Source organism: Butyricicoccus sp. AM27-36 (assembly GCF_003480945.1).
GTDB lineage: Bacteria > Bacillota > Clostridia > Oscillospirales > Butyricicoccaceae > Agathobaculum > Agathobaculum butyriciproducens.
This window is the reverse complement of the sequence record NZ_QUJR01000001.1, coordinates 467391-491524: the sequence shown is the minus strand read 5'-3', so window position 1 is coordinate 491524 and position 24134 is coordinate 467391. Positions and strand designations below refer to the sequence as shown.

The window sequence follows — 24134 nt, the reverse complement described above, 5'->3', positions numbered from 1 at the left end:
TTACTCCTTTTTGAACTGCCGTGCAATCTCACCTTCCTTATAGGTGCTCTGCACGTCCAGTCCCTTGTGCGACCGCAGTCCCTTCTCCGAACTCGCCGCAATGATGATATGCTGTGCGCCTGCCGCTTCGGCGTACTGTGCCATGCTTTCGCCGCTGCTCAGATGGTTCGCGCTGAGCACCAGCTCCGCTGCGGCAGGCAGCGTGTTTTTCTCTAAATAGGCCGATAGCTGTTTCTCGGTCGGACTGTGCAGGATGAGCACCTCGTTTGCTATGCTTACGGCCAGTTTTCCCTCGGTGACCGGGAAAATCTCCACCGGTGCGATCGGGTTCGCAAGCGTCACCGGCTCGCTTATCTCCCGCGCCTCACGCTCGTGCACGAAGGAAAGCAAATCGGCGTTGGTCTTGCGCTCCTGACAGCCTGCGGGCATGAGCAGTTCCCCAACCTCGACCGTTTCCATCAGCTCCGGCAGGTTGCGCGCATGTCCCTGATCGACCGCGGTCAGCACGACCGTATCCAGCCGCTTCAGACCATTCCAGCGCAGCCACTCGCGCACCTGACGCGCAGCATTCCGGTAGCTGCCGCAGTCGATGAGCATCGCATGTTCGGTGTCGCTCAGCAGAACGGCCTGACCGCTGCCGCATGGCAGATACGTCACCATATACCGGCCGTTCTGGTACTGCACCTCGGCGATACACAGGCCGGTCAGCACCACAGCGAGACACGGCAGCACGGCTTTCCATTTGACGTGCTTTCCGGCAGTCAGCCACACGAGCAGCACCGCGAACACGATGCCGAGCGCCGCCAGACCGAAGGTGTTGTTCGGGTGCAGCGTGCCGAAGCCGAGGTCCGCGATGGTATTCGCTGACCAGAGCAGATAGCTTATGAGCGGACGAACCAGTCCGGCGAGCATCGGCACAAGCGTCGGACAGACGGCTGCTGCAACACACAGCACGAACCCGCCCACAAAGCAGAGTGAGGTCACGCCGACCGTCATCAGGTTGCTGATGGGCGACAGCACGGACACCGCGCCGAACGAGGTCAGCAGAATCGGTACTGTAAATATCGTAGCGCAAACCGTGCAGCTGAGTGCGCTCATGATGACCGCAAGCACCCTGCGCACGAGTTTCGGCGCACCGGCAAACGGCTTTTCGAGTGCATGCTGCAGCTTCCCTGCGAATAGGATAAGACCGAGCGTAGACGCGAATGAAAGCTGCAGTCCCACACTTGCAATCGAGTACGGATTGACAAGCAGCAGAACAGCCAATGCCATCAGCAGCGCGTTCAATCCGCCCGACCGGCGCCGGAGCAGAAATCCGCCTGCAGCCGTCAGGTACATCAGCGCCGCACGCAGCACGGACGGCGTGGCTCCCGCGACCGGCACAAACAGCAGCACCAGTGGGATGGACACAACCGTTCCCCACCGTTTGCCGAACAACAGCGTGCAGAACCCGACGAGAAAGCCGATGTGCAGTCCGGAAACGGCCACCAGATGGCTGAGACCCGCAATGCGGAACGCGGTCTGGTCGGTGTCGCTCAGATTTTTGCTTCCGCCGACCAGCAGTCCGGTCAGCAGTCCGGCTTCGCGTTTCGGAAGGGCACGCTGCACCGCATTTCGGCAGAACCGTGCGATCCTCTGCGGCGCAAAGCGCAGACTGTCCCGCTTGGAATCTAAGACCTCAAATTTTACCGGATTGTGCTCCTCATCGGTCGCATACGCGCCTGCGATGTAGCAGCCCTCGGACGCCTGATATGCCGCACGGTCAAAGCCGCCGAGCGTGTCCGGCACATAAAGCGCGACCGCGGCACGCACCCTGTCTCCTGCCAGCAATGGCGGTTCGGTTTCCGGTAAGTAGCACCGCAGGCGAAACCGCCTGCCGTCCGTAGTCTCCGCCGAGAGCAGCACGCGCTGGTCGGTGTCGTACACCTCGGCATCCCGCAAGGCGGTTGCGGTGATCTCCTGCGTTTCGCCGGCTAAAGCACGAATGGGCGCGACCCGCAAATCCCGGAACACGGCAAAGCCGGTCAGCGCAAGAGCGGCAGCCGCCAGCACAGCAAACACATTCAGCAGACACTTGCGGCGGCGCAGGAACACAGCCGCAAGCACCAGCAGAAGCGCAATCGGCGCAATGATATGCAGCTGCACCGGCAGCTCCAGACAGACTGCCGCGTACAGCGCGGCAGCCATCGGCGGCACCAGATAAACCAGAGGGCGTTCTCGCATACGGGTCACTCCCTTGCCTTTTCTACTATTATAGCAAAGACCGGAACGCGCCGCAACCGCAGACCGCCTTACAGCGTACTTCTGCGGAACTGGGTCGGTGTTGCGCCGGTTTTCTCGGTGAAGGCTGTAATAAAGTTGACCTCACTGCGGTAGCCGACGTGGAACGCAATTTCCTTGACCGAAAGCGACGTGGACTGCAGCAGGGCCTTGGCCTCGTCGATCCGGTGCAGCATGATGTACTCGTGCGGGGAAAATCCGGTCGTGCTGCGGAACAGCCGCGAGAAATGCGACGGACTCAGGCTGACCGCGTCCGCCACCTTCTCCACGGACAACGATTCAAACAGGTGTTCTCCGATATACTTGACCGCCTGCGCAATGGCATCGTTTTTCCGGTCGGGTCCCGCCTGCGCCGGAAACAGCAGCGCGCACAGGATTCGGTAGATACGCTGCGAGCGGTCAAGCTCGGTCATGTCGCCGGTGCGCAGGCCGGAAATGATCTGTGCCAGCTCCTGCTCGATGCGTAAATCCGCCGGCGGCGTAAGCACCTGCCTGCCGCCGCGGAACGCGAGTATCTGCTCGAAAAATGCCGCCGCGTTTGCGCCGTCAAAGTGAATCCAGAGCGCTTCTGCGTCGCCCTTGGTATAAAAATGATGCGGTCTGCGGCAGTCCACCAGTCCGATCTGTCCGCGCTCGACGCAGTAGAGCTGGTCGGTCTCAAAGTACATCGTACCCGAGCGAACGTAGGTCAGAAAGAGATTCTTGTGGCTCTCCAGATGGGCGATGTCGCAGCTGTCGAGAAAATTATACCGCGCATCGTAGTAATAATGTCCCACGCGGGTAACGTAGTAAAACAGCCGCCGAGCGGTCGCGGACGGCGTTGAGAAAAATCGTTCCGAGCGCGACAGCACACCCGGCTCACTGAAAACCTTCACGGCATTTCCTCCTCCGCCTTCTATGATAGCACAAAATATGAATAGATTGCAGTATTTTGTTATTGCCAAATCAAAGAAAATTCGGTATGCTGTTAGCAGAAGTAAAAAAGCTGAACCGGAACGATAGATATTGCGGTTCGTTCCGTCCGATCAGCTTTAAAGGCAGGGGGTTGTTGTAATGATAAAGGAAAAGACGTTTTATAAATCCTTTATGGTGCTGGCACTGTCGCTGGCGCTGCAGAACCTGCTCACCTACGGCGTAAACCTGATGGACACCATGATGCTCGGCCGGTACAGTCAGGATGCCATGGGCGGCGTAAGCCTGTGCAATCAGGTGCAGTTTCTGCTGCAGATGCTGGTCGTCGGTGCAGGCGAGGGCGCGGTCGTTATGGGCTCGCAGTACTGGGGCAAAAACAAACTGGAGCCGATCCCGCACATCATCGGTGTGGCTTTGCGCTTCGGCGGTTCTCTGGCGGTGCTGATGTTCGGCATTGTGCTGTTCTTCCCGCACCAGCTGCTGTCGCTGCTGTCCAACTCGCCAACGGTCATCGCGGAAGGTGAAAAGTATTTCCAGATCATCTGCTTTACCTATATTATCTTTACAATAACCAATATTCTGGTCGCATCCCTCCGCTCGATCGGTGTAGTAAAGATTGGTTACATGATCTCGGGTTCGACGCTCATCATCAACGTGTGCCTGAACTACTGCCTGATCTACGGCCACTTCGGCTGTCCGGAGCTGGGCGTGCGCGGTGCGGCTATCGCAACGCTGGTTTCCCGCTGTGTGGAGCTGCTCATCGTTATCTACTACCTGAAGTTTAAGGAGCACAAGCTGAACCTGAGCCTGCGCAAGCTGGTTCACATCGACACCAGCTATGTGCAGGATTACATGCACGTTTCCCTGCCGGTGCTCATCAATCAGGCGCTCTGGGGCATCGCGCAGATGGTACAGACCGGTATCCTCGGTCATCTCGGCGGCGATGCCACGGCTGCCAACGCGATCGCGGTGCAGGTATATCAGGTTCTGTCGGTTGTCTGCTATGGCGCCGCGTCCGCATCCGGCATTGTGGTCGGCCGCACCATCGGCGAGGGCAACCAGCAGCGGCTGCGTCCGCTTGTACATACGCTGCAGGTCCTGTTCGTCTCCATCGGACTGTGCTCGGGTCTTTTGATCTTCCTTCTGCGCGTACCGATCCTTGCGCTGCTCGGCGGTACGCTCACCGAAACGGCGTACAAGTATTCCCTGCAGTTCATGCTGGTGCTCGCCATCACGACGGTCGGCACCTCGTACCAGATGGCGTGCGATAACGGCATCATCCGCGGCGGCGGCGACACCAAGTTCAGCGCCAAGATGAATATCATCAGCATGTGGCTTATCGTTGTGCCGTTCTCGGCAATGGCGGCTTTCTGGTGGAAGTTCCCGCCGGTTGTCGTGTTCTTCCTGCTCAAGTGGGATCAGCTGTATAAGATCATTCCCGTGGCTATCCGCCTGCACAGCTGGAAGTGGGTCAAGAAGGTTACGCGTCCGGATACCGCAGAAGGTTAAAATCGAATTTATCCTACCTCTCTCTTTGGAGCTCGCTGTAAGGCGGGCTCCTTTTTTCTGCACCGGGTTTCCAGGGGATACGAACCGCACAGGCGGTTCGCCCTATCCGGGCGGGGGATTTTCGCTTGCGAAGCGAACGGAACTGCGCTGACGCCGCGCGGGCGCACAAGAGGGTAGACACCTGCGGTTTCCACCCTCTTGTGAAACTCCCCTTTCCCTATTAGCATGGCGAAAATCGGAGAGCGGCGACCGCTGCGAAATAAGGGAACGGCAGTCGGGTTACCGCAGCGTGTCTTTCGCAACCTATTCGCAGTTCACAGATAGCGTACTGCTACACAGACGGTTTACTTCCAGCAGAGCGCGGCATACCCGTGCCGCGCAACTCGTTAGCGCGTTGTTATAGACAGAGCCTACGAGGATAAATTGCACCGAACGCCTAATCCGTAGGTGCTGTCCGTAACCTCCAGACTAACGAATTGCGCAACACGGGTATGTTGCGCCTGCGGAGACAAAACCGCCTGTGTAGCAGTACGCTATCTGACACTGCGAACAGGTTGCTCAAGAGGACGGACAACGAAGGCAGTCCGTCCGTAGTAGAGGAAAAATCCTCTGCCGTTCCCTATTTTCGGAGCGGTTGCCGGTCTCTGGTCTGCGCCAGACTATCTAACAAGGGAAAGGCAGGAGTTCAAAGAGGAAGGGAAAACGCAGGTGTCCCTTCCTTTTTGCCCCTGCCGTGGGTACGGCGTTCCCCCGCCGCGGGTACGGCGTTACCCCGCAGAGCGCAACTTTCCGCGATTTCAGTTGACAACTGCCCGCAAAAGTGGCATAATAGATACGCAATACAGAAAATGCGATGAGGGAACGAGTTTTCCATCCGCCGTTCTTCAGAGAGAGGACATTCGCTGTAAGTCCTTGTCCGGTGCGGAAAACAGCCACTTCCGAGCAGTCTGCAACTGAAACAGACCGTCCGATCCCCGATACCGGATTACCGAGATGGATATGGCATACCCATATTCAAATCAAGGTGGTACCGTGGAAGCATGCTTTCGCCCTTGAAGTCCGGGCGGAGGCTTTTTTTCATTTTCTGTTTTATTTCCGTAAATTCTTTTTTGGAGGAATCAATTTATATGCAGTACAGAGGACTCAACGAGCTGCGCGAGATGTACCTCAGTTTCTTTGAAACCAAGGGTCATCTCCGCCTGCCGAGCTTTTCGCTCATTCCGCAGAACGACCCGTCGCTTCTGCTCATCAACTCCGGCATGGCGCCGATGAAGCCGTTCTTCACCGGCGAGCAGGAGCCGCCGCGCCACCGCGTTACCACCTGCCAGAAGTGCATCCGCACCGGCGATATCGAGAACGTTGGCAAGACCGCCCGTCACGGCACCTTCTTCGAGATGCTGGGCAACTTCTCCTTCGGCGACTACTTCAAGCGCGAGGCCATTCACTGGAGCTGGGAATTCCTGACCAGTCCGGAGTGGGTCGGCATTGACCCGGATCGCCTGTATCCGTCCATCTACGTTGACGATGACGAGGCATTCGAGATCTGGAACAAGGAGATCGGCATTGCACCGGAGCGTATCTTCCGCTTCGGCAAGGAGGACAACTTCTGGGAGCATGGCTCCGGTCCGTGCGGCCCGTGCTCTGAGATCTACTACGACCGCGGCCCCGAGTACGGCTGCGGCAAGCCCGGCTGCACCGTCGGCTGCGACTGTGACCGCTACATGGAGGTATGGAACAACGTATTCTCCCAGTTCGACAACGACGGCCACGGCAACTACTCTGAGCTGAAGCAGAAGAACATCGACACCGGCATGGGTCTGGAGCGTCTGGCGTGCGTGGTACAGGGCGTTGGCTCCCTGTTCGACGTTGACACCGTGCGCAACATCACCAACAAGGTTTCCGAGATCGCCGGCAAGCACTACGGCGACAGCGACAAGACCGATGTTTCCCTGCGCGTTATCACCGACCACATCCGCTCCACCGTTATGATGATCTGCGACGGCGTTATCCCGTCCAACGAGGGCCGCGGCTACGTTCTGCGCCGTCTGCTGCGCCGCGCTGTTCGTCACGGCAAGCTGCTCGGCATTGACAAGCCGTTTATGTCCGACGTTGCTTCCACCGTTATCAACGAGTCCGGCGGCGCATATCCGGAGCTGGTTGAGAAGCAGAAATATATCCACAAGGTTATCGAGAACGAGGAAGCCAGCTTCAACAAGACCATCGACAGCGGTCTGGCTATCCTGAATGACAAGATCGCGGCTTCCGACGGCAAGGAGCTGTCCGCTGCGGACGCATTCCAGCTGTATGACACCTACGGCTTCCCGATCGACCTGACCCTTGAGGTACTCGAGGAGCAGGGCATGACCACCAGCCGTGAGGAGTTCGACCGCCTGATGAACGAGCAGCGCAAGCGTGCCCGTGAGGATCGCAAGAAGATGGGCGACCTCGGCTGGCAGAGCGAGGATCTGGGTCTGGACAAGTCCATCAAGACCGCATTTGATGGCTACACCACCCTCGAGGAGTCTGCAAAGATCCTTGCTATCGTAAACGAGGGCGAGGTTTCCGGCGCAGCTGCCAAGGGTGAGAAGATCACCGTTGTACTCGACCGCACCCCGTTTTACGCGGAGATGGGCGGTCAGATCGGTGACCACGGCGTTATCACCGGCAAGAACGGCGCAATGACCGTTTCCGATGTTCAGAAGACCAAGGACGGCAAGTATATGCACATCGGCGTTGTCACCGAGGGCGAGCTGTCGGTTGAAGATGAGGTCACCGCTTCCGTTGATGCGGCTTACCGCCAGGCCATCTGCCGTGCACACACCTCCACCCACCTGCTCCAGAAGGCGCTCCGCGCCGTACTGGGCGACCACGTTGAGCAGGCAGGCTCCTACACCGCAAACGATCATATCCGCTTCGACTTCACCCACTTTGCAGCGCTGACCGCCGAGGAACTGGCCAAGGTCGAGGATATGGTAAATGATGCGATTCTGGCTGGCAGCCCGGTTATCACCGAGGAAATGAGCATTGATGATGCCAAGAAGAAGGGCGCTATGGCGCTGTTCGGCGAGAAGTACGGCCAGACCGTCCGCGTGGTACAGGCCGGTGACTCCATCGAGCTTTGCGGCGGTACTCACCTCGACAACACTGCCAAGGCAGGTTCGCTCAAGATCATCGGCGAGGCTTCTGTTGCAGCAGGCGTGCGCCGTATCGAGGCCGTTACCGGCAAGGCTGTTCTCAAGCTGATGAACGACCGTCAGGCGGTTCTCAACGAGGCTGCTGCCGTACTCAAGACCAACCCGAACGAGCTGTCTGCCAAGATTGAGCAGCAGGTAAACGATATGCGTGCCCTCAACAAGAAGCTCGAGAAGATGGGCGCAAAGGTCGCTGCAATGCAGATGGTTGACCTGTTCAACGTATCCCGCAACATCAAGGGCGTGGACGTTGTTGCCACCAAGCTGGATGACGCATCTGCCGACATGCTCCGCACCATGGGCGATGACATCAAGAGCAAGAAGGATAACATGGTTGCTGTTCTCTCCGCAGTCAACGGCGACAAGGTAAGCCTGCTTTGTGTCTGCGGCGCTGAAGCTGTTAAGAAGGGCGCACACGCCGGCAAGATCATCAAGGAAGTTGCCAAGATCGTTGGCGGCGGCGGCGGCGGCCGTCCGGACAGCGCAACCGCAGGCGGCAAGAATCCGGCAAAGCTGGAGGAAGCACTCGAGGCTGTCAACAACATCGTTGAAGCAATGCTGTAATAAACTTTAGGGGAAAGCCGCGGGAACACTCTCGCGGCACTCCCCTTTCAGAAAGGAGCGATCATTCCATGGAAGATTGTCTGTTCTGTAAAATCATCGCGGGCGATATCCCGTCAAGCAAGGTGTACGAGGATGACCTCTGCTACGCCTTCAACGACATTGACCCGCAGGCTCCCACGCATTTTCTCGTGATCCCGAAGCAGCACATCAAGTCTGTGGCCGCCGTTGATGCGTCCAACAGCGCGGTTGTGGCGCACTGCTTTGAGGTTATCGCGAAGATTGCCAAGGAGCGCGGCATGGACAGCTTCCGCGTGGTCTCCAACATCGGAGAGCAGGCGGGTCAGAGCGTGTTCCATCTGCATTTCCACGTTCTTTCCGGACGGGATATGACCTGGCCGCCGGGCTGATGCCCTTGCGGACTCTAAGGGGGACTCCGTCCCCCTTAGATACCCCGGAAGTTCTGGAGAAACTTCCGGGGATATCCCCCTCTCGTCTGCACGGCAGACGAGACCGTGCAACGGAGCACGGGCAGTGGAGAAAAAGTCCGGCAGAGCCGGACTTTTTCAGGGAATTTGATCGGCGTACTGCGGTACGCCGCTGCCTGCGCGTTGCGGACGGCAGAAAGGCACACCCATCGGGTGTGCCTTTCTGTATGTAATGGGTGGCTTGGGTGAGTTCCTCTTTTGCCTATTCCCTTTTCCTTAGATGATAATGCCCTCGCAATGGTCGATCTCATGCTGAATAATCTGTGCGGTCCAGCCGGTGAAGGTTTTCAGTCTCGTCTGGAACTTTTCGTTCTGGTACTGCACCTTGATGGATTGCCAGCGGCGCGTTTTGCGCGTGCCGGTCAGCGACAGACAGCCCTCCTCGGCCTCATAGCCGCCGGACTGCTTGACGATTTGCGGGTTGAACATCACCATGTACGTTCCCTCGTTATCGAACGCGATGATGCGCTTGTTCACGCCGATCATGTTCGCCGCCATGCCGACACAGCCGTCCTTATGCGCTTCGAGCGTTTCCAGCAGGTCGGTTGCGGTTTGGATATCGTCCGGCGTGGCCTGCTCGGCCTTCTGCGCTAAAAATTTCTCGTCTTTGCAGATTTCCTGAATCATACTGTGCTCCTTATTTATGTTTGCGTTCCCAGTCGGCCATGACGGCCAGCTGCTCCGGTGTGTGGAACCAGTGCTCGCCTTGCGGCACGATGATCAGCTCCGCACCGGATTTTGCCGTGTAAGTGCGGATAGTCGCCAAGTCGGTCATGCTGTCATTTTCGCCGTAGAGAATGTACTGCGGGCAGTGCCAGTCCTTTGCCGGATGCGCACGCACCCAGCAAAGGCAGTCCCACGAGAGCATATCCCCTTCCCTTGCGGGATACATGCCGCGCTCGCGCAGGATTTGCTCGGTAATGCCTGCCGCGCATATTCTGTCGCAGATCAAGCGCTCCATATCCACGATGGGCGACACGAACAGCGCTTTTTCCGGTGCGGCAAACGCCAGCCGCGCAAAATACGCCCCGATGCTGGTCGCGCGCACGTTTGTCGCGCGCCAGTGTGCTCTTGCGTAAGCCATCACGCGGGTGAGTTCGGGTGCGGCTGTCCATGGTGCAAATTCCTCATTCCGGTTTTGGCGTGTGCCGTGATTCGGCAGGTCGATGGACAAAACCTGTGCGTCCGGAGCCACGATTTCGGCAAACGGCAGGGCTTCTTCCTTGCAGCCAAATTGTCCGTGAACGAACAGCCACAGCGTGTCCGACGGCTCTCCGTACAACACCGCCGGTGTGTTTTCGATGAAGAATTGTTCGGTTTTCATGCGTTATCCTCGTCTGCCAGCCAGTTCAGCGCGCACCAGGTATGCAGTGCTGCGCCGCGCGGCAGGATATCCTCGTTGAACACGACTCTTTCGTTGTGCATCGGCTCACCGAACGCAGGATTTTCCTGTCTGGTGCCTGCGCCGATGAGCAGGTATGCGCACGGTAAATCGTAGGTGTAGGACGCGAAATCCTCCGAGCCCATGCCGCCCTCGTCCAGCCGATAGACCAGCTTTTCACCGAACAGCGCCCCGGCAAGGTCTGCCATACGATTGGTCAGCGCAGCGTCATTCCTGAGCGGCGGCGCGGACACAATCTCTTCCGTAACGGCTGTGCCGCGGAACGCCTGTGCGGTGCACCGGGCGATTTCCCCGATACGAGTGAAGATCTGCGCGGACAGGTCGCGATCAAAGCTGCGGATAGTGCCCTCGAGCACCGCGGTCTGCGGGATGATATTGGGCGCCTCACCGCCGGTCATGCGGCCGATAGTCACGACAGCAGGCGTTTTTGCGCCGATCTCGCGGCTGATGATCTCCTGCAGCGACAGGTAAATGTGGCTTGCGATATTGAGCGGGTCCACGCCCTTTTCCGGCATTGCGCCGTGGCATCCAACGCCGTTTACCGTGATGCGGAACAGCGTGCAGCCCGCCATGAACGTACCGCGTCCGCACAGAACCAGTCCGGACGGCGTACCCGAATTGACGTGCAGCGCAAAGCCTGCCTGCGGTGCCGGGTCTTTCAGCACGCCCGCCGAGAGCATGGCCTTCGCGCCGGTAAAGCCTTCCTCGTCCGGCTGGAACACCAGCTTGACCGTGCCGTTCAGCTCACCTTGGTACTCGCGCAGCAGCTTTGCCGCACCGAGCAGCATCGCCGCGTGCATGTCGTGGCCGCAGGCGTGCATGCAGCCGTTCACGGATGCAAAATCCAGTCCGGTCTGCTCGGTCACACGCAGCGCGTCCATGTCGGCGCGCAAGAGCAGACAGCGGCCGGTCTCGGTGCCGGTTATCTCCGCGACGACACCGCCTGCCAGCTCGCGCGGCTGATAGCCCATCTCCAGCAGGCGTTTTTTGACGCAGGCTACGGTGTTCGGCAGATCGGTGCCGACCTCAGGTGCAGCGTGCAGCGTCCGCCGGTCGCGGACAATATCCTCGCGGATGCGCTCTGCCGACGCAAGCACCTGCTCCGCCGTTATGGTTAAGGTTTGTGACATGGTTTTTCCTCCCTTGTCGGTGTTTCTATGGCAATACCGCATAATTGAACAGAAGCGATTGTGGTATGCCTTAAGTATACCATAAATTGCAGGAAAAAACCGCTCTGTTTTTATTTGGCGCAGCCATTTCCCGTATTTGCCTTGACGAAACGCGCTGTAAATTGTATCATATAGGTATATCATTGTGTCCACATGGCAACTTGGCGGCAGCGTGACAGGCTGAGGAGAAATCCGCCGATGTCATCCAGATGCAACGCAAACAAAGGGAGTATGTAGGTATGAAAAAAATTCTAAACAGCCTGCCGTTCAAGCTGCTGCTTGGCGTTGCGGTGGGCATCGTGCTCGGTCTGGTGGCGAACGAGGCCGTGATGAACGTGGTCGTGACGATCAAGCAGGTGCTCGGTCAGATCATCACGTTCTGTGTGCCGCTGATCGTTATCGGCTTTATTGCGCCGTCCATCACCAAACTGGGCCACAACGCATCCCGGATGCTGGGCATTGCGCTCATTATCGCGTATGTGTCGTCGGTCGGCGCGGCGCTGATGAGCACGGCAGCCGGTTACGCACTCATTCCGCACCTGTCGATCGTATCGCAGGTTGACGGCCTGCGTGAACTGCCCGAGGTACTGTTCCAGCTGGAGATTCCGGCGATCATGAACGTGATGAGCGCACTGGCGCTGTCGCTGATGGTCGGTCTGGCTATCACCTGGACCAAATCCAAGATGATGGAGTCCCTGCTTGACGAGGTGCAGAACATTGTCCTCGCCATCGTCACCAAGATCATCATCCCGATTCTGCCGTTCTTTATCGCGTCCACCTTCTGCGGTCTGGCGTATGAGGGCACGATCACCAAGCAGTTTCCGGTGTTCATCAAGGTCATCATCATCGTTATGATCGGTCATTATATCTGGATGGCGCTGCTCTATGGAGTTGCGGGTGCATACTCGGGCAAGAACCCGATCGAAGTAGTGAAGCACTACGGTCCGGCGTATATCACCGCAGTCGGCACGATGTCCTCCGCGGCGACTTTGGCAGTTGCTCTGCGCTGCGCAAAGAAATCCACAGTGCTGCGCAAGGACATGGTTAATTTCGGTATTCCGCTGTTCGCCAACATCCATCTGTGCGGCTCGGTGCTGACTGAGGTTTTCTTCGTCATGACAATCTCGCAGATTCTGTATGGCAAGATTCCGTCTGTCGGAACCATGATCCTGTTCTGCGTGCTGCTCGGCATTTTCGCCATCGGCGCACCCGGCGTGCCGGGCGGTACGGTTATGGCTTCGCTCGGTCTGATCACCGGCATCCTGCTGTTTGACGGCACCGGCACCGCGCTTATGCTGACCATCTTTGCCCTGCAGGACAGCTTCGGCACCGCCTGCAACGTCACCGGTGACGGCGCGCTGACGCTTATTCTGACCGGCTACGCGAATAAGCATCATATCGCGGAGGAAAAGCGTGAGGTCGAGGCAGCGGAAGTTCAGTAATCAAATGAAAAAAGGAGTCCGCTTCTGCGGGCTTCTTTTTGTACCGAGAGAAATCAGGTGCTATGATGGGAAAAGTGCGGTGTATCGCATACGGTGCAGCGTATGCGATGGTTGTTTCGACTGCACCGAAAGCAAGCGCTGCAAAGCAAATTTTCTGCAGGAATTTTCACAAAACACTTGACTTTTCCCTCCGGATTTGGTATCCTATTTAGGCAAGGTTTGATAGACCGTTGCAAATCCGGGTGTAGCGCAGCTGGTAGCGTGCTTGACTGGGGGTCAAGAGGCCGCAGGTTCAAGTCCTGTCACTCGGACCATGCAAAGCCGTTCTTTTGTTGGAAAGAGCGGCTTTTTTTGTAACTTATTTGGCGTTTTCAAAATCCTGAAAACTGCATTAAAATCCAAGCCGAAACAAAACGGATGCCTCTCCAAGCACAGAGAAGCATCCGTTTTGCAATTTCAATTATTTAACGAAAAACTATAGCCGCAGCACACAGCAAATCACGAAGCGACAATCACACGGATTTTTCCGCCGTTTTCCGCTGTTTTATTGGCGTATACGCGGAAGCTCGTGTAGTTGGATTTCGCCGTCTGCAGCGAAACAAACCGGTTCTGCTCCGAGACGTAAACGCCGATGTTCTCTGCCAGCTCGTAATAGCCGTCCTTGGTGCGGACACCGGAGGAACCGTCAAATGCCGACGGCTTTACCGTGTCGATCAATGTCAGCTTGAGCGTATCCAGCGAGGTATTGACGATGCTTTCATCGGTTGAGTACCCTCTGGGAATGCCAATCGGATTGCCGTTTAAGCCGCTCGGCAGGGACGGTACACGATACTCTTTATCATCTACCATTTTCCCATCTTGCCAGTATTTCGGAACAACAGCATATGTATACGAATAATACTCTGGATGCTTACGCTGATATTCTTCCTGCTCTTCCGGCTGCATATCTGAATATCCCGAATCAGCCGGAGGATAAAAGTTACCTTTTATCTTCTTGCCATAGCCAATACCATAAATCCAGCTTTCTCCGGTCACATCGCCCAGAACAATATTCGTAACCGTTCCTGCATTATCCTGCACGGTATACTTAATCTGCGAAGCCGGAACCGAGGTCAGGTCAATATCGCTGACGTTGATCGCGTTCAGCGGTGCGCCGGAGAGCACCTCCTCATACACGCGCACCTTGGAGGAAACAGCGTTACTGCCCAGTTTGCCCTCCGCAACAGACCAGTTTCCGGCGGTCTTTCCGGAGAGCGTGCGGCGAATCAGGTCTGCCCCATCACCGGACTGGCTGACCGTAACAAGACGACCCATCACATCGGTTTTTACGTCCTTGGCGATCGGAATATCCCGCAGTGTCAGACCGTTTGTCAGCGTGACCGTAGCCTTTTTCCCGTCAATTTTGGTGACAATGCCCTGCATCTCCGCGCTGACATCCTTTTTCGGATACGCAGCCGCAACATTGCCGTCCGCGTCAAACAGCAGCGTGATGTAATCGTTCAGCTTCATATCCTTGAACGTTGCCGCCGCCTCGGAGGAAACCTCAAACTCCTTTCCCAGAATCTTCACCTGAGAGGGATGGCTGTACGTTGTCGAGTCAGTCTGATATTTGCCGCTCAGCTTAGTATCCGAAACGATCGCCTGACGGTTTGCGGCATCGAGCGTCACAACATCGTATTTTTTCAGCTTGCTCGCGTCGATCTTCGCACCGTTTTTGATGATCGTATACTCCGCCGGAATCCGGCGCGAGGTCGCCAGACCGTAAACGAACGAGTGCGCGGTGCCTGCTGTCGTTTTCGGCAGGACTGCCATCAGCTGCAGCACGCCGTACTCGTTGTAGTACAGGGTCAGCGTGTCGCCGGACTGCAGGTTCGCCCATGCATTTTCATACTCGCCCATGGCATAATCGCGGCTGATATACAGCTTGGTCTTGCGGTCCGGACGCAGTGTTCCGTTCGTGGTAACAATACGATCTGCTGTCGCATTGACAACCTCATAGGCTTCGGTCTTGTTGCCATTCGGAATCACACCGACCGCAACCTTGCTGCTGCCCTTGCCGATAACGATCGTGCCGTACACGCCGATCATGCTGCTGTCCAGCGTACCGGCGGTCTTACGGGGAGATTCCGTATCCACAACACCGTCCTCATAGAACAATGCCGCATCCGCAGCAAGGGCGCTGTATGTTTTTCCGGTCTCAAGCAGAATGCAGTCCTTGACCGTCGAGGACGCAACCTTGTCAAGCAGTGTGCCGCCCTCTTCTCCCTTTTTATCCGTATTCAGAGCGTTCAGCAGAAGCACCGCCGCATCTCCGCGCTTAACTGCGGCACGCGCATCCGCAATCGTGACACCGTCCGTCAGACCGATGGCCTGTGCCTGCGCGATATAGTCTGCAGGCCAGAACGGACCGACATCCTCCTCTTTATACCCCAGCATACGCAGCAGCATGGTGCAGACCTCGCCGTAGCTGACAATCTTATCCGGGCCAAAGCTGCCGTCCGCATAGCCGCGGATGATGGACTTTTCCTTCAGTTCCGGATGGCGTACTGCCGCGTTGATATACGGCGCTGCCCAGTGCGAATGCTTAACATCCGGAAAAATCGTGTAGCTGGCATACGGACTCACATCCGTCACACCCATGGCGGTAACCGCCAGCTTGCAGAACTGCGCCCGCGTCAGCGCCTTACCCGGCGCGAAGCTGCCGCCGCCTACGCCCTGCATGATACCCAGTGCATCCAGAACGGCGGCCGTCTGCGATACCCTGCTGTCTGAAATATCGGTAAACACCGCCGAAGCCGGTGCAACCATGATCAAGCCTGCCAGACACAGGCTGACAAATCTTTTTTTCATTTTCCTACCTGTCCTTTCCTTTTACTGCGTCCGCAGCGCATCTACCGGCTGCAGGTTCGAGGCTTTATTGGCGGGATACAGTCCGAAGATGATACCCAGCAGCGCAGAAAACAGAAATGCGCCGATGACCAGTCCCGCAGAGGGCAGTACGGTGAACTGCTCCACGGTCGGCATGTAGCTGTTCTGCGTTTTCGCGAGCAGCAGATTGCCCAGCACCGCCGAAAGAAAGCAGCCGAGTACAATACCGATCACACCGCCGCAGCACGAGACCACCGAGGCTTCTACCAGAAACTGCCCGATAATATCCCGCTTGCGGGCGCCGATTGCCATACGGATACCGATCTCGCGGGTGCGCTCGGTAACAGACACCAGCATGATATTCATAATTCCTATACCGCCGACGAGCAGCGAGATTCCGGCGACACCGCCGCCGAGCAGCGCAAGCATGTTGTTGGAGGACTCGCTCTGCTCCTGCCACTGGCTGTCCGACGAAGCAGAAAAGTATCCGTTTCCCGCCTCGCAGCGTCCCTGCATAAAGTCCGGCAGAAGCTCGTCTGTCAGCTCGGTAATCGCTTCCTTGTCCGCCGCCTTCACGACATACTGGCGGTCTGCCATGCCGGATACACTCATCATTGTGCTCTGCAGCGTGTACGGCATCACAATCATCTGATCGTCTGTATTCAGCTTACCGTCATACTTGCCGGCATACACGCCGATGACCTCAAAGCCCTTGCCGCCAATCTGCAGCTTCTGCCCGATCGGACTCATCGCCCCGAAGAAATACTTGCGCAGTGTTTCTCCGATCACACAGACGCGGGCGCGCGTGCGGCAGTCCGTAGCGGAAATATCCCGTCCGGCGGAAATCGCATGACTTGTCACCTCGCCGTAATGCTCGTTGCCGAAGTACATATAGGTGTAGCCGCTGTTGCTGTCGTTGTTATCCAGCCTTTTGGCCCGGTACTGGATGCCGCTGTTCTGCCAGTCGTAATACTGGCTCTGCGGCGACCATGCAGCGATTTTGTCGGACAGATCATTCGTCATATAGTCCTCAAACTCCTGCCAGTCGCGGTTTTTGGCACCGTATCCGTAGATGTCGATGCGGTTGACGCCCATCGCCTCATACTGCAGGCGCTGCAGCTTGCTCGTGCCCTGAATCGACGCCACGATAGCGATAACCGATGCCACACCGATGATGATGCCCAGCATGGTCAGAATCGAGCGAACCTTGTTGTTCAGGATGGACTTGAACGCCATACGAACCGTCTGCATCCAATTCATACGGCCCCTCCTTTCGTGTCCGAAATGATCCTGCCGTCCTGTATCGTCACGATGCGTTTTGCCATCTGTGCAAGATGGTTGTCATGCGTGATGAGGATGATGGAGGTTCCCTGCTCATTGAGTGCAGTCAGCTTGCGCATAATATCCAGACCGGAGGCAGAATCCAGGTTGCCGGTCGGCTCGTCCGCCATGATGATCGGCGGCTTTGCCGCCACTGCCCGCGCGATCGCAACACGCTGCTGCTGTCCGCCGGACATCTCACCCGGACGGTGATCCATGCGCTTTTCCAGCCCGACCGAGACTAACGCCTCCTGTGCCAGACGGCGGCGCTCCTCCCGCGGCATACCGCGGTAGATGAGCGGCAGCTCGACGTTTTCGAGCGCCGTCAGCGCCGGAATCAGATTAAAGCCCTGAAAGATAAACCCGATCTCCCGGTTGCGGATACCGGACAGCACGGACGGCTTCATATCGCTGACCAGCTGCCCGTTTAGATGATAAGAGCCGTAGGTCGGAATATCCAGACAGCCGAGAATGTTCATCAGCGTGGACTTGCCCGAGCCGGACTGTCCGAGAATGCACAGGAACTCTCCCCAGGATACCTGCAGCGAGATATCATCCAGTGCACGCACTTCGTTTTCTCTTCCTTCGTTGTAAATCTTGCTCATGCGCTGAACGTCAATTAACAATTCAGCGCGGCGCTCCGTGTCAGGAGTCTGCGCGTTTCTTTCCCACATAAGCGCGCCCTCCTCAACCGACTGACATACTGACTGACATGCCGTTATCCGACATATCGGCATACAGGTCGCTCGGTCCGGCGAGGAATACCTCGGTGCCCTCTTCCAGACCGCCGAGGATTTCCGTGTTGGTCGAATCGGCAATGCCGGTCTCGACCGGTACAAGCTGATAGTCTTCCGGAATGCCTTCGGTACCCTCGGGGATCGGCAGGGTTTCCTCAAACGGAATCTCGTTTCCGTTCTCGTCCGTCAGCGGCTTGGCGAATACAGCTGTGCCGCTGTCCGTGTTGACGATAGCCGACGACGGTACCATCAGGCAGCCGTAGGACGAGGCCGTCGTGATTTTATATTCGATCGACATACCGCTGTAAATTTTCTGTCCCTCCAGCGGGTCCACCGAAATGACCGCCTTGAAGGTCGGCATGCTGCCCTGCCCGTTACTGGAGTTCTGTGTCGGCTCCAGCGCAACCGACTGCACCTCGCCGGTCAGCGAAATCTCGGAGCCGTCCGACGCGTACATCGTCATAGTCGCCTGCTGTCCCTGCTGCACCGAGCCGATATCCATCGAAGAGACCTCGGCGTTGACGGCAATATCATTCAAATCAGCAACCACAACGAGCGTCTCCGAGCCGGTCGCCTCCTGTCCTTCAACGGCGTTCAGGCTGACAACAACGCCGTCTATCGGAGAGGTAACGGTCGAGTTCTGAATCTTCTGCTGCAGTTCGGCAATGTGTGCCCGCTTTTCGTCTGCAGCCGTCTTTGCGCTGGCAACCGTGCGGTTTGCCGCCGCAATACCATTCTGCGCGGCTGAAATCTCATCCTGAGAAGCGTCACTCGACAGGGACATGATAAGCGCACCGCCGTTGTAGGTGCTGTAGCTTGTGCCGTTCAGCTTGATGATCTCGCCGCTTATCTGTGCGGTGACGGCTTCCTCGCGGCTGTATTCCAGTGTGCCCGCATTCGCCGGATAGATCGCACCGAGGCGTCCGGCATTGATTGTCGCTGTGGCTGTCATGCCCTTTGTCAGCGAACCGGGGTTATTCACCGTAATGCCAACGCGGATAACGCGCACACCCTCACTCGAAATCTGCTGCGCTGTCTCGACCGACGATACCGTACCGCTCACCTCGCTCATCGCAGAAGCGATGGATACCGTGGCCGCCTGTCCGGTGCGAATACTGCGGGCATATTCTGCGCTGAACGCCAGCGTCAGCTTCATCTGACGGTCATTTACCATGTAGCCGATGACCTGTCCCTCGCTCACCTGCTCACCGACACGGAAGGACACATCCTTGTTGTCCGAATCCTTCGTCGGAATCAGTTTGCCGGTAAACGGCGCCGTGATGTGCAGACGGCTCAGTTTTCTCTGCGCCGCGCTCAAGTCGGACTGTGCCTTGGAGACCTCCAGCTGCGCGTCCGAGACACCGCGTTCCGCCTCGGTCAGCTCCTTCTGTGCATCCGCAAGCTCCTTGCGGGTTTCGGTCGGGTCGATCACCAGCAGTGGATCGCCGGTGTGCACCTCGTCGCCCTCGGCAACCAGCACCTGTGTTACCTTGCCCTTAACCTCCCGGCCAAGCTCCTCACGTTTTTTTGCAGCAGTAACGCCGCTTCCCTCTATGTAGGTCTCCAGATCGCCGCAGCTGACCGCAGCCGTGGTTTGCGTCACATTCTCCGTGCCCGCATCGCGGGATTTCACCACAGCCCAGATACCGCCGCCAAGCAGCAGCGCAACTGCCGCCGCCGTAATGCCGATACGCGCACCCTTGCTCAGTCTGCGCTTTTTGCGATTCATTTTGTCTGCGTATTTGTTGCGCTTGGGCGACGCCTCGGCTGCAGGCTCTGCCGCGATTTCATCCTGTACCGCAGGCACCGCCTGCGTCTGCTCTAAAGGCGATTCTTCCTGTTTTTTGTGTCTGCCGAATACCTTCTTTTCGTTTTGACTCATACTATGATGTCCTTTCTGTTCTCTATCCATTATTGATAAAGCGGCATAGCCGCCCTATTTCCACGTAAATCTGTGCTTGTAAAAGGTTAAGCATCCTAATCTGAGTGAATATGACTTTTTCAGCGGCACCTCCACTGCCGCTTCCGATCGCTGTCAGACTTTCTCGGGATTCGTTCCCGTGCTCGCATATTGTACATTTGTGCATCGGACATGTATCACCATCATATTAGCATATTGCACAAATCCTTGCAAGACGTGTTTGCTTACAATTTAGTGAAAAACACATCCGGACGGTTGGGTGACAGACGGAAACGATAAGTTAGAATAAGCTAACCCATCTGCAGTATATACCATAACTAATAAGGCTGTATATGTCTGTGCTTTCCTTTATTATATGAACAGAGCAGGTTTTATGCGCTGTCCAAAAGCAAATTTTCAACGCTTGTTTTCCTGCGCTGGCAAAACGCGTTTGCTTATCATATTTTCTGGCTTCCGTCACAGCATTTGCATCTCATATTTCGACCTTTGGTGCGCAACCTACTATCAGCAAAACCCAACACACCAAACCGAATCGAAAAGGAGCGAACAAACATGACTAACACGAAAAATGGTTCTAATCAGGGCATGGTACCGGAAGCACGCGCGGCAATGGATCGCTTCAAAATGGAGGCAGCTGCCGAGGTCGGCGTAAACCTCAAGCAGGGCTATAACGGCGATCTGACCAGCCGTCAGGCCGGCTCCGTAGGCGGTCAGATGGTGAAGAAGATGATCGAATCCTACGAGCAGAATATGGCAAACCAGGGCTAAACGCTTCTCTTTCCTGCGTAAAAAGGGACACAGAATCATTCCGTGTCCCTTTACTTATGCTTTCTCTGCCTGTCTGCGGAACAGCTCATCAAGTGTTCTGCCGCACTTGTCTTTCCACTCCGCCCAGCCGTTTGCGCTTACGCCCAAAACGAAACAGGCGTCGCACCGGGCGAGGAAAACGACATGGATTTGCTCAGATAATGCTTGTTATCCTGATAAACAATATCGTTTTCCGATACAAGTCAATTTCTATCCATCCGAACAGTGCAAAGCCGCCGCTTCACAGGGAAACGGCGGCTTTTTACTCTTACTCAGGACTCTCTCCAGTCCGCGAAAATACGCTCTGCGTCAGACGCGCTTGCGCACGCGAGCAGCTTGTCAGCCAGTTCCCTGCATTCGTCGTAGGAGTGCTTTGCAAGGTCTGCCTTTGCTGCCAGCATTGCGGATGCCGACATGGACAGATTGGTCACGCCGAGACCGCACAGCACCGGCGCCATGCCGGCCGTGCCTGCCATCTCGCCGCATACGCCGACTTCGATACCGTTCTCATTCGCTGCTTTGGCCGTCATGGCGATCAGGCGCAGCACGCCCGGATGCAGCGGACGGTACAGGTAGGAAATCTTCTCGTTGATGCGGTCCACCGCGCAGGAATACTGAATCAGGTCGTTCGTGCCGATTGAGAAGAAGTCAACCTCCTTCGCCAGCACATCCGCGCAGACAGCCGCCACCGGAATCTCGACCATAATGCCGACCTTGACGTTCGGGTTGAAAGGTACGCCTTCCGCGGTCAGCATGTCCTTCGCCTGCTCGAGCACCTGCTTTGCATCACGCACCTCATCCACCGACGAAATCATCGGGAACATAATGCGCAGATCGCCGTACTGCGCGGCACGCAGCAGCGCGCGAAGCTGAATCAGGAACAGCTCCGGCTGATTCAAGCAAATGCGGATCGCGCGGTAGCCGAGGAACGGATTCTGTTCCTGCTCTAGCGCCAGTGCGGGCACTTCCTTGTCGCCGCCGATGTCCAGCGTGCGGATGATAACCGGCTTGCCCTGCATGATCTCACACGCCTTCTTGTAGGCGGCGAACTGCTCTTCCTCGCTCGGCAGGTCGGTACGATCCATGAACAGGAACTCCGAGCGGAACAGACCGACGCCTTCACCGCCAAGTTCCGCTACGCGGACTGCGTCATCCGGCGTACCAATGTTGCCCTCGATAATGACACGGCGACCATCCGAGGTCGCGCCCTCCTTATCCTTGTACTGCGCGAGCATGGCACGATGCGCCGCATCTGCCTTCTGACGCTCGGCAAAGTCGGCAAGCGTCTGCTCATCCGGCTGCGCCACGACTTCGCCTGCCGCGCCGTCGATCAGCAGCAGGTCGCCGTCCGCGATCTCATCCGCCTTCTCGCCGGCACCGACAATCGCCGGAATGCCCATCGAACGCGCCATGATCGCCGAATGGCTCGTGCGGCCGCCGATCTTCGTGATAAAACCGGCAACCGGCTTGCCGCCGATCTTCGCCGTGTCGGACGGTGTAAGGTCGTTCGCCACAATAATGCACGGCTCAGTGATCGTGTCAATCGCGTTGTCCGCAATGCCCTTCAGATTCTTAATGACCCGCTGAGAAATATCACCGATGTCTGCTGCACGCGCCTGCATATATTCGTCGTCAAGCGCGCGGAACATCGCCTGAAAGTTCTCGCAGTTGACAAAGCACGCGTACTCCGCGCAAACCTTCTCATCCGTTACAATGTTTGTCATACCCTCGACAAAATCAGGGTCGTCGAGCATCATCAGATGCGCGTCAAAAATTTCCGCCTCAGCCGCACCGATATTCTTTTCCGCATCGTCACGCAGCACTTCGATCTGCTGCTTGGCTTTTTCCACTGCGTCAAGAACGCGCTTGCATTCGGCTTCCGCATCGGCAACGGTCTCCTTAACCACCGAAAGATCTTCTTCCTTGATCACGAGAGCCTTTGCCTTCGCCAGACCCTCCGAAACGCCGATAGCCTTGAATTTAACCATGGGGTTTTCCTCCGTTTTTACGATTGTATTTTTATACAAATTTCGCAACCAAACCTATATTATATTGTACAACATCCCCATACTTTCGTCAAGCAAATAAAGTTTTTTCTGCAAACCGACATTTATTTTTGAAAAACGAGTGCCGTACTTGAGATTTGTCTGCTATAATAGAGGCATTCCACACTACTTCTACTGGAGGAAGGATAATTATGGCTAATCGCTGCACTCGTATTCCCGAGATCATGTTTCCGCGTGAAGGCGTGGACCTGTCCAAGTGGGCAGTCATCGCCTGCGACCAGTACACCTCTCAGCCGGACTACTGGGCCGAGACTGACAAGACCGTCGGTGACGCACCCTCTACTCTGCGTCTGACCCTGCCGGAGGTTTATCTGGAGGACGCGGACGTTGCTGCCCGCACGGAGAAAATCCATCAGACCATGCAGCAGTATGTGCAGGACGGCACGCTGCGCACCCTGCCCGCCGGCGTCGTGCTGACCGAGCGCTGGTCCGGCGGCTCGTGCCCGCGCCGCGGCATCGTGCTGTCGGTCGATCTGGAAGCGTATGAATACACGCCCGGTTCCGCATCCCTCATCCGCCCGACCGAAAAGACGGTTGTCGAGCGTATTCCGCCCCGTCTCAAGGTTCGTCAGGGCGCATGCCTGGAGCTGCCGCACATCATGATCCTGATCGACGATCCCGACCGTCAGATCATCGAGCCGCTGTTCGAGCAGACCGCCTCTTATGACAAGCTGTACGATACCGACCTGATGCAGAACGGCGGCCATATCACCGGCTGGTTCCTGCCGAACGGTCCGGAGACCGAGGCCATCGAGGCCAAGCTCGAAGCACTCTGCGACCGCGAGACCTTCAACAAGAAGTACGGCTGCACGGACGCACAGGCGCTGCTGCCGTATGCAGTAGGCGACGGCAACCACTCCATGGCCACCGCAAAGGCGTACTGGGAAGAGGTCAAGAAGGGCCTGACTGCTGAGGAGCAGGAGAATCATCCGGCACGTTTTGCACTCGTTGAGGTTGTCAACATCCATGACGAAAGCCTGATCATCGAGCCGATCCACCGTGCCCTGTTCGGCGTAGACGCAGATGAGCTGCTCGGTGCTCTGACCGACTTCTACAACGGCGAGGGCTGCAAGGCTTACGTTGCCGACGAGGCTCCCAAGAGCGAAAACGCGCACTTCTTCCCGTTCTGCTCGGCGAACAAGTCGGGCGTGTTCATTGTCGAGAACCCGAAGTGGGCCATTCCGGTCGCTACCATCCAGACCGGTCTGGACGCTTATCTTGAAACCCACACCTCCGCGAAGATCGACTACATCCACGGCACGGACGTTGTTGTTTCGCTGGCGGAAAAGCCGGGCAACCTCGGCTTCATCCTGCCGGACATCGCCAAGAACGACCTGTTCCGCGGCGTTGTTTTCGACGGCGTTCTGCCGCGCAAGACCTTCTCCATGGGCGAGGCGCACGAGAAGCGCTACTACATGGAGGCCAAGACCATCGTAAAGTAAAGGCAACACCGCACAATTA

General features: G+C 56.9%; 16 protein-coding genes and 1 tRNA gene. 7 read left to right on the top strand and 10 right to left on the bottom strand.

The window, feature by feature from the left end:
- Together DW724_RS02285 and DW724_RS02280 are read right to left on the bottom strand one after the other, a co-directional pair.
- Positions 1–2223 (bottom strand): ComEC/Rec2 family competence protein, encoded by a 2223-nt coding sequence (locus DW724_RS02285; RefSeq protein ID WP_118760503.1) that lies wholly within the window; start codon positions 2221–2223, stop codon positions 1–3.
- Between the two features lie 68 nt (positions 2224–2291).
- The gene (locus DW724_RS02280) at positions 2292–3155 is read right to left on the bottom strand and encodes an AraC family transcriptional regulator (protein ID WP_118760502.1); all 864 of its coding nucleotides are present in this window, start codon (positions 3153–3155) and stop codon (positions 2292–2294) included.
- Between the two features lie 178 nt (positions 3156–3333).
- Here DW724_RS02280 and DW724_RS02275 point away from each other — a divergent pair, with 178 nt between their 5' ends.
- From DW724_RS02275 to DW724_RS02265, 3 genes are all read left to right on the top strand, one after another.
- Entirely contained in the window at positions 3334–4701 is a 1368-nt protein-coding gene (locus DW724_RS02275; protein ID WP_118285242.1) for an MATE family efflux transporter, read from the top strand.
- A gap of 1127 nt (positions 4702–5828) precedes the next feature.
- Positions 5829–8456: an alanine--tRNA ligase gene (gene alaS, locus DW724_RS02270; protein ID WP_118760501.1), complete on the top strand. Its 2628-nt coding sequence runs from the start codon at positions 5829–5831 to the stop codon at positions 8454–8456.
- Between the two features lie 68 nt (positions 8457–8524).
- Positions 8525–8863 (top strand): histidine triad nucleotide-binding protein, encoded by a 339-nt coding sequence (locus tag DW724_RS02265; protein WP_118358512.1) that lies wholly within the window; start codon positions 8525–8527, stop codon positions 8861–8863.
- Between the two features lie 294 nt (positions 8864–9157).
- Here the strand turns inward: DW724_RS02265 and DW724_RS02260 are convergent, their stop codons facing one another.
- Genes DW724_RS02260 through DW724_RS02250 form a run of 3 tightly spaced genes read right to left on the bottom strand, consistent with a single transcriptional unit; the run spans position 9158 to position 11473 of the window.
- Positions 9158–9568, bottom strand: a complete 411-nt coding sequence (locus tag DW724_RS02260; RefSeq protein WP_110436990.1) for a peptide deformylase — start codon at positions 9566–9568, stop codon at positions 9158–9160.
- Between the two features lie 10 nt (positions 9569–9578).
- Positions 9579–10265 carry an alpha/beta hydrolase gene (locus tag DW724_RS02255; protein ID WP_118760500.1) on the bottom strand — a complete coding sequence of 229 codons (687 nt, stop codon included), beginning with the start codon at positions 10263–10265 and terminating at the stop codon, positions 9579–9581.
- Positions 10262–11473 carry a M20 metallopeptidase family protein gene (locus DW724_RS02250; RefSeq protein ID WP_118760499.1) on the bottom strand — a complete coding sequence of 404 codons (1212 nt, stop codon included), beginning with the start codon at positions 11471–11473 and terminating at the stop codon, positions 10262–10264. Before DW724_RS02250 ends, DW724_RS02255 begins: the two co-directional genes overlap by 4 nt.
- Before the next feature lie 278 nt (positions 11474–11751).
- Here DW724_RS02250 and DW724_RS02245 point away from each other — a divergent pair, with 278 nt between their 5' ends.
- Positions 11752–12954, top strand: a complete 1203-nt coding sequence (locus tag DW724_RS02245; protein WP_117751173.1) for a dicarboxylate/amino acid:cation symporter — start codon at positions 11752–11754, stop codon at positions 12952–12954.
- A gap of 238 nt (positions 12955–13192) precedes the next feature.
- Positions 13193–13268: transfer RNA gene (locus DW724_RS02240), tRNA-Pro, on the top strand.
- A gap of 184 nt (positions 13269–13452) precedes the next feature.
- Here DW724_RS02240 and DW724_RS02235 read toward each other — a convergent pair.
- Genes DW724_RS02235 through DW724_RS02220 form a run of 4 tightly spaced genes read right to left on the bottom strand, consistent with a single transcriptional unit; the run spans position 13453 to position 19761 of the window.
- Positions 13453–15804, bottom strand: coding sequence for an S-layer homology domain-containing protein (locus tag DW724_RS02235; RefSeq protein ID WP_118760498.1), 2352 nt, complete (start codon positions 15802–15804; stop codon positions 13453–13455).
- A 21-nt stretch (positions 15805–15825) separates the two neighbouring features.
- Positions 15826–17082: an ABC transporter permease gene (locus tag DW724_RS02230; RefSeq protein ID WP_118760497.1), complete on the bottom strand. Its 1257-nt coding sequence runs from the start codon at positions 17080–17082 to the stop codon at positions 15826–15828.
- On the bottom strand, positions 17079–17816 hold the full coding sequence (locus DW724_RS02225) for an ABC transporter ATP-binding protein (RefSeq protein ID WP_118760496.1): 738 nt from the start codon (positions 17814–17816) through the stop codon (positions 17079–17081). Before DW724_RS02225 ends, DW724_RS02230 begins: the two co-directional genes overlap by 4 nt.
- A gap of 13 nt (positions 17817–17829) precedes the next feature.
- The gene (locus DW724_RS02220) at positions 17830–19761 is read right to left on the bottom strand and encodes an HlyD family efflux transporter periplasmic adaptor subunit (protein ID WP_158580185.1); all 1932 of its coding nucleotides are present in this window, start codon (positions 19759–19761) and stop codon (positions 17830–17832) included.
- 591 nt (positions 19762–20352) lie between these two features.
- Here DW724_RS02220 and DW724_RS02215 point away from each other — a divergent pair.
- On the top strand, positions 20353–20568 hold the full coding sequence (locus tag DW724_RS02215) for an alpha/beta-type small acid-soluble spore protein (RefSeq protein WP_116705097.1): 216 nt from the start codon (positions 20353–20355) through the stop codon (positions 20566–20568).
- A gap of 311 nt (positions 20569–20879) precedes the next feature.
- On the opposite strand, the gene ptsP is transcribed toward DW724_RS02215, so the two are convergent.
- Entirely contained in the window at positions 20880–22595 is a 1716-nt protein-coding gene (gene ptsP / locus DW724_RS02205) for a phosphoenolpyruvate--protein phosphotransferase (RefSeq protein WP_118760494.1), read from the bottom strand.
- A gap of 209 nt (positions 22596–22804) precedes the next feature.
- Here ptsP and DW724_RS02200 point away from each other — a divergent pair, with 209 nt between their 5' ends.
- Complete coding sequence (locus DW724_RS02200; RefSeq protein WP_110437049.1) at positions 22805–24115, top strand: DUF1015 domain-containing protein; 1311 nt, start codon at positions 22805–22807, stop codon at positions 24113–24115.
- Positions 24116–24134 lie beyond the last annotated feature (19 nt).